Origin of the sequence: Stenotrophomonas sp. GbtcB23 (genome assembly GCF_019091045.1) — a bacterium.
Classification (GTDB): domain Bacteria; phylum Pseudomonadota; class Gammaproteobacteria; order Xanthomonadales; family Xanthomonadaceae; genus Stenotrophomonas; species Stenotrophomonas rhizophila_A.
In genome coordinates this window covers 1-298 of record NZ_JAGXKC010000322.1, presented here as the reverse complement: position 1 = coordinate 298, position 298 = coordinate 1, and the positions used below count along the sequence as shown (strand labels likewise).

The window sequence follows — 298 nt, the reverse complement described above, 5'->3', positions numbered from 1 at the left end:
TGGAAGCGATTGGCAAGTTGACTCACGGTCTTGCCCATGACTTCAACAATCTTCTGACGATCATCGTCAACTGCCTCGACCTCATCAGCGTCCGCGTGAAGGACGGGCCCGCTGCCAAGCTGATCGAGACGGCCCTTCGCGCGGCCGAACGGGGCGCCCTCCTTTCCAGACAACTGCTGACGTTTGGCCGAGGACAGAAGCTGTCCCCCGAATCGTTGGTTGTCACCGCCGCCCTGCGCGAGTCGAAAGAGCTCCTGCAACGGTCTGCGGGTGACACAGTCAACGTGGTTTTCAATCT

1 protein-coding gene is annotated in these 298 nt (G+C 59.7%); it reads left to right on the top strand.

Annotated elements, in window-relative coordinates; all coding sequences use genetic code 11:
• Positions 1–298: histidine kinase dimerization/phospho-acceptor domain-containing protein (locus KVS69_RS19280; RefSeq protein ID WP_345776829.1), on the top strand; the 298-nt coding region annotated here is incomplete at both ends.